The organism is Mycolicibacter heraklionensis (assembly GCF_001021505.1).
Classification (GTDB): domain Bacteria; phylum Actinomycetota; class Actinomycetes; order Mycobacteriales; family Mycobacteriaceae; genus Mycobacterium; species Mycobacterium heraklionense.
In genome coordinates, this window is record NZ_LDPO01000051.1 from 1 (window position 1) to 4,217 (window position 4,217).

6 protein-coding genes are annotated in these 4,217 nt (G+C 71.6%); all 6 read left to right on the forward strand.

Annotation, left to right across the window (positions count from 1 at the left end; genetic code table 11):
* Window positions 1–109: 109 nt before the first annotated feature.
* Window positions 110–688 carry a GTP cyclohydrolase I FolE gene (folE, locus tag ABW16_RS23535; RefSeq protein WP_047321625.1) on the forward strand — a complete coding sequence of 193 codons (579 nt, stop codon included), beginning with the start codon at window positions 110–112 and terminating at the stop codon, window positions 686–688.
* Window positions 685–1,521, forward strand: coding sequence for a dihydropteroate synthase (gene folP / locus ABW16_RS23540; RefSeq protein ID WP_233424865.1), 837 nt, complete (start codon window positions 685–687; stop codon window positions 1,519–1,521). The genes folE and folP overlap by 4 nt, the downstream gene beginning before the upstream one ends.
* A complete protein-coding gene (gene folB, locus ABW16_RS23545; RefSeq protein WP_047321627.1) occupies window positions 1,514–1,903 on the forward strand; it encodes a dihydroneopterin aldolase in 390 nt (129 codons plus the stop codon). Before folP ends, folB begins: the two co-directional genes overlap by 8 nt.
* Complete coding sequence (gene folK, locus ABW16_RS23550) at window positions 1,900–2,418, forward strand: 2-amino-4-hydroxy-6-hydroxymethyldihydropteridine diphosphokinase (protein WP_047321628.1); 519 nt, start codon at window positions 1,900–1,902, stop codon at window positions 2,416–2,418. Before folB ends, folK begins: the two co-directional genes overlap by 4 nt.
* Window positions 2,418–2,903 carry a DUF3180 domain-containing protein gene (locus ABW16_RS23555; RefSeq protein ID WP_047321629.1) on the forward strand — a complete coding sequence of 162 codons (486 nt, stop codon included), beginning with the start codon at window positions 2,418–2,420 and terminating at the stop codon, window positions 2,901–2,903. Before folK ends, ABW16_RS23555 begins: the two co-directional genes overlap by 1 nt.
* Before the next feature lie 168 nt (window positions 2,904–3,071).
* The coding region (locus ABW16_RS23560; protein WP_052957085.1) for a DUF6779 domain-containing protein at window positions 3,072–4,217 on the forward strand (1,146 nt) is incomplete at its 3' end.

A 4,217-nucleotide genomic window follows, 5' to 3' on the forward strand; every position in this document is an offset into this window, starting at 1 on the left:
GCTCAGCACTACCCGCCCTATCAGCAGCCCTACCCCGGTGCGGGTCAGCCGCCGCCACCGTCCGGTGAGAGCGAGCAGCCGTCCGGTGACTGAGAAAGCGGGGTCGACGATGACGTCGGCAATTTTCGATCAGGCGCGCGCGGAGGCGGCCGTTCGCGAGCTGCTGTTCGCGGTGGGCGAAGACCCGGACCGGCCGGGTCTGATGGACACCCCGGCTCGGGTCGCGCGGGCCTATCACGAGATGTTCGCCGGGCTCTACACCGACCCGGACGCGGTGCTGGAGACCACCTTCGACGAGCAACACGAAGAGCTGGTGATCGTCAAGGAGATCCCGCTCTACTCGACCTGCGAGCATCACCTGGTGGCCTTTCACGGTGTCGCGCACGTCGGGTACATCCCCGGCTACGACGGCCGGATCACCGGGCTGTCCAAGCTGGCGCGGGTGGTCGACCTCTACGCGAAGCGGCCGCAGGTGCAGGAGCGACTGACCGCGCAGGTCGCCGACGCCCTGATGCGCAAACTTAACCCGCGCGGAGTCATCGTGGTGGTCGAGGCGGAGCACCTCTGCATGGCGATGCGGGGAGTGCGCAAGCCCGGTGCGATCACCACCACGTCGGCGGTCCGCGGGCAGTTCAAAACCGACAGCACATCGCGCGCTGAGGCCCTGGAACTCATTCGGCGCAAGTGAGCCCGACTCGCGTGCAGGTCGTCGGGGTGGTCAACGTCACCGCCGATTCGTTCTCCGACGGCGGGCGCTACCTCAACGCCGACCGCGCCGTTGAGCACGGACTGGAGCTGGCCGGCCAGGGCGCGGCGATCATCGACGTCGGGGGCGAATCGACCCGGCCCGGCGCGGTGCGAGCCGATCCGCGGGCAGAGGCGCACCGGGTCGTTCCGGTGGTGAAAGAACTTGCCGGCCAAGGTATTACCGTCAGCATCGACACAATGAACGCCGCCGTCGCAGATGCGGCGCTGGCCGCCGGCGCCACTATTGTCAACGACGTGTCCGGGGGAGCCGCGGACCCGGCCATGGCACCGCTGCTGGCCTCCTCGGGCGCCCGATGGGTGCTGATGCACTGGCGGCCGGTCGACCCCGGCAACCCGCATCGGGTGCCGTGTTACCGCGACGTCGCCGCCGAGGTCCGCCAGGATCTGCTCGCGGCCGTCGACGCAGCGGTGGCCGCCGGAGTGGATCCGGCGCAGCTGATCGTCGACCCCGGGTTGGGTTTCGCCAAGACAGCGCAACACAATTGGGCGCTGCTGCACGGGCTGCCGCAATTGGTCGACCTCGGCGTGCCGGTTCTGGTCGGCGCGTCACGCAAGCGGTTCCTCGGTACGCTGCTGGCCAGTGAGGACGGCACACCGCGACCGCCCGACGAGCGCGAAACGGCCACCGCGGTGATCTCGGCGTTGTCCGGCCTGCACGGCGCCTGGGGGGTGCGCGTGCACGACGTGCGGGCCTCGGTCGACGCGCTGCGGGTCCTGGAAGCCTGGAGCCAAGGAGGCGCGAGCGGTGACTGATCGGATCGAGTTGCGCGGCTTGAAGGTTCGCGGCAACCACGGTGTGTTCGCCCATGAGCGTGCCGACGGACAGGACTTCGTCGTCGACATCACGGTCTGGATGGACCTCGCCGTCGCGGCGGCCAGCGACAACCTGGCCGACACCTACGACTACGGAGTGCTCGCGCAGCGCGCCGCGACCATCGTCGCCGGTCCGGCTCGCGACCTCATCGAGACCGTCGCCGCCGAGATCGCCGACGAGGTGATCGGCGACGCGCGGGTGCAGGCCGTGGAGGTGACGCTGCACAAGCCGCACGCCCCGATCCCGCTCACCTTCGCAGACGTCGCGGTGGTGGCCCGGCGCTCACGCAGCGACCGGCGTGGCAAGGTGGTGCCGTTGTGACTCGTGCGGTGCTTTCCATCGGGTCCAACCTGGGGGACCGGTTGGCCCTACTGCAGTCGGCGGTCGACGGCCTGGGCTGCGCGGTGCGCGCGGCGTCGGGGGTGTACGAGACGCAGGCGTGGGGCGGAGTCGAGCAGGGGCCCTTCCTCAACGCGGTGCTGATCGTCGACGATCCGGCCGCCGACGGACACGGCTGGCTGCGCCGGGCGCACGAACTGGAGCAGGCGGCCGAGCGGGTGCGCGCGCAACGTTGGGGGCCGCGAACCCTCGATGTCGACGTGATCAGCTGCCACGACCCCGACGGGACGGAAGTGCTGTCCCACGACGACGAGCTGACCCTGCCCCATCCCCGGGCCCAGCTGCGGGCGTTCGTCCTGGTGCCCTGGCTGTCGGTGGACCCGGAGGCACGATTGACCGTGGGTGACCGACCGCGTGCGGTGACGGAACTGCTCGACGAGCTGGATCCGGCAGAGCGCGCCGGGGTGTCGCTGACCGACCTGGTGCTGCAGCTCTGATGGGCCCGACTCGCAAACGCGACGTGACCGCCGCGGCCGCCGCCGTCGCAATCATCAGTTACCTGGCGGTCCCGCTGCTGTACCGGTGGTTCCCGCCGATCACCGTGTGGACCGGGATATCGCTGCTGGCGGTCGCGATCGCCGAGGTGGCCTGGGGCCGCTACGTCGGCGCGAAGATCGACGACGGCCAGATCGGTGCCGGCGCCGGCCGGCTGCATCCGATTGCGGTGGCCCGCACCGTGGTGGTCGCCAAGGCGTCGGCCTGGATGGGGTCGCTGGTGCTGGGCTTCTGGCTGGGTGTGCTCGGCTATCTGCTGCCGCGCCGGTCCACGCTGCAGGTCGCGGCCCAGGACACCGGCGGAGCGGTGGTCGCGGCGGCCAGCGCGCTGGCGCTGCTCATCGCCGCGCTGTGGCTGCAGAATCGCTGCAAGTCGCCGCACGATCCGGGCCCGCCCACCGAGCTGACCGGAAATCAAGCCGGGTAAGAATCGCCGGAGCGGGGCGACACGCGGATTGTCCTCGTGCAGGTACAGTCGGGCAATGCGCGCCTGCAACGATGCGCCGCCGAGCGACGAGGTGGAGCGGCGCAGATGAATTCGGTCCTGTCCCGCGCCCCGGGTCGGCGTGGAGGTCGCAGGCCGGGCTGGACATTGATGACGGCGTTGCTGATCCTTGCGATCGCCGCGAGCTCGGCACTGGTGTTCACCAGCCGGGTGGAGCTGCTGAAGCTGGCGGTCATCATCGCGCTGTGGGCGGCGGTCGCGGCGGCTTTCGTGTCGGTGATCTATCGGCGGCAAAGCGATGTGGACCAGGCCCGGGCCCGGGACCTGAAATTGGTTTACGACCTGCAACTGGATCGGGAGATTTCCGCGCGGCGCGAGTACGAGCTGACGGTGGAGTCCCAGCTGCGCCGCGAGCTCGCCTCCGAACTGCGGGCGCAGGCCGCGGACGAGGTCGCGGCGTTGCGATCCGAGTTGGCCGCGTTGCGCACCAACCTGGAGATTCTCTTCGACGCCGACTTGAGTCACCGGCCGGCACTCGAGCCGGAGCGCGCCCCGGTCCGTGCCTACAGCGACTGGGCGCGCTCTGGCGGAGAATCCGCCACCGGCGCCACCCGGGTCGCGTCGTCGGCCACCCCGATCTACCCGCCGGACTCGGTCACCCAGACCGCGGAGAACCCGATCATCGACGTTCCGGAGGTGCGGATTCCCGCCGCCGGGAACCCCACGTCCCAGGCTCCGCAGACGCCGCGGGCGCCGCACGGGGAGGGCCGCCGCGGCTCGCATCGCCGCAGCGCCGACGAGTCACCGTGGCGGGCCCCCGACGAGACCCCGCCACCGCAACCGGCCGCTGCCCGTTGGTCGCAGCCGCCGCAGCCCTTCATCGCCCCCGAACCCCGCCGCGAGCCGGAACCGCCGCCGCCGCCGGCCCCGGCTCCTTCCCGGCCTACGACGCCGACCCCGTCGTGGAAACCCGTTGGCGCCGAAGGGGAATGGCTGCCGCCGGGCGCGCCCGGCAGCAACTGGTCCGCGGATGTTCCGGCGGACACCGGGCGCCATGGTGCGCCCGAGCGCAGCGCCGAAGCGCCGAGCCGGCACGGCCGCCACGCAGATTCCACCGAATCCGTCGCTGCTGCGGTGAACGGCGTCGAGCCGGCACGCCAGGAGGGCGAGGGGCGCCGCCGGGCACGCTCCCGGCATGCGGCGGAATCGGCCGGCAACCATGCCCGGCCGGCCCAGGCCGAACCCGCGCCCCCGGTGGCCGAGCCGCAGGCGGGAGAGCCGGCCGCCCCCGCCCCC

Bases quoted from the DNA above. Each gene is read 5' to 3' on its own strand.
- folE (WP_047321625.1), top strand. From the start codon at position 110: ATGACGTCGGCAATTTTCGATCAGGCGCGCGCGGAGGCGGCCGTTCGC.
- ABW16_RS23555 (WP_047321629.1), top strand. From the start codon at position 2,418: ATGGGCCCGACTCGCAAACGCGACGTGACCGCCGCGGCCGCCGCCGTC.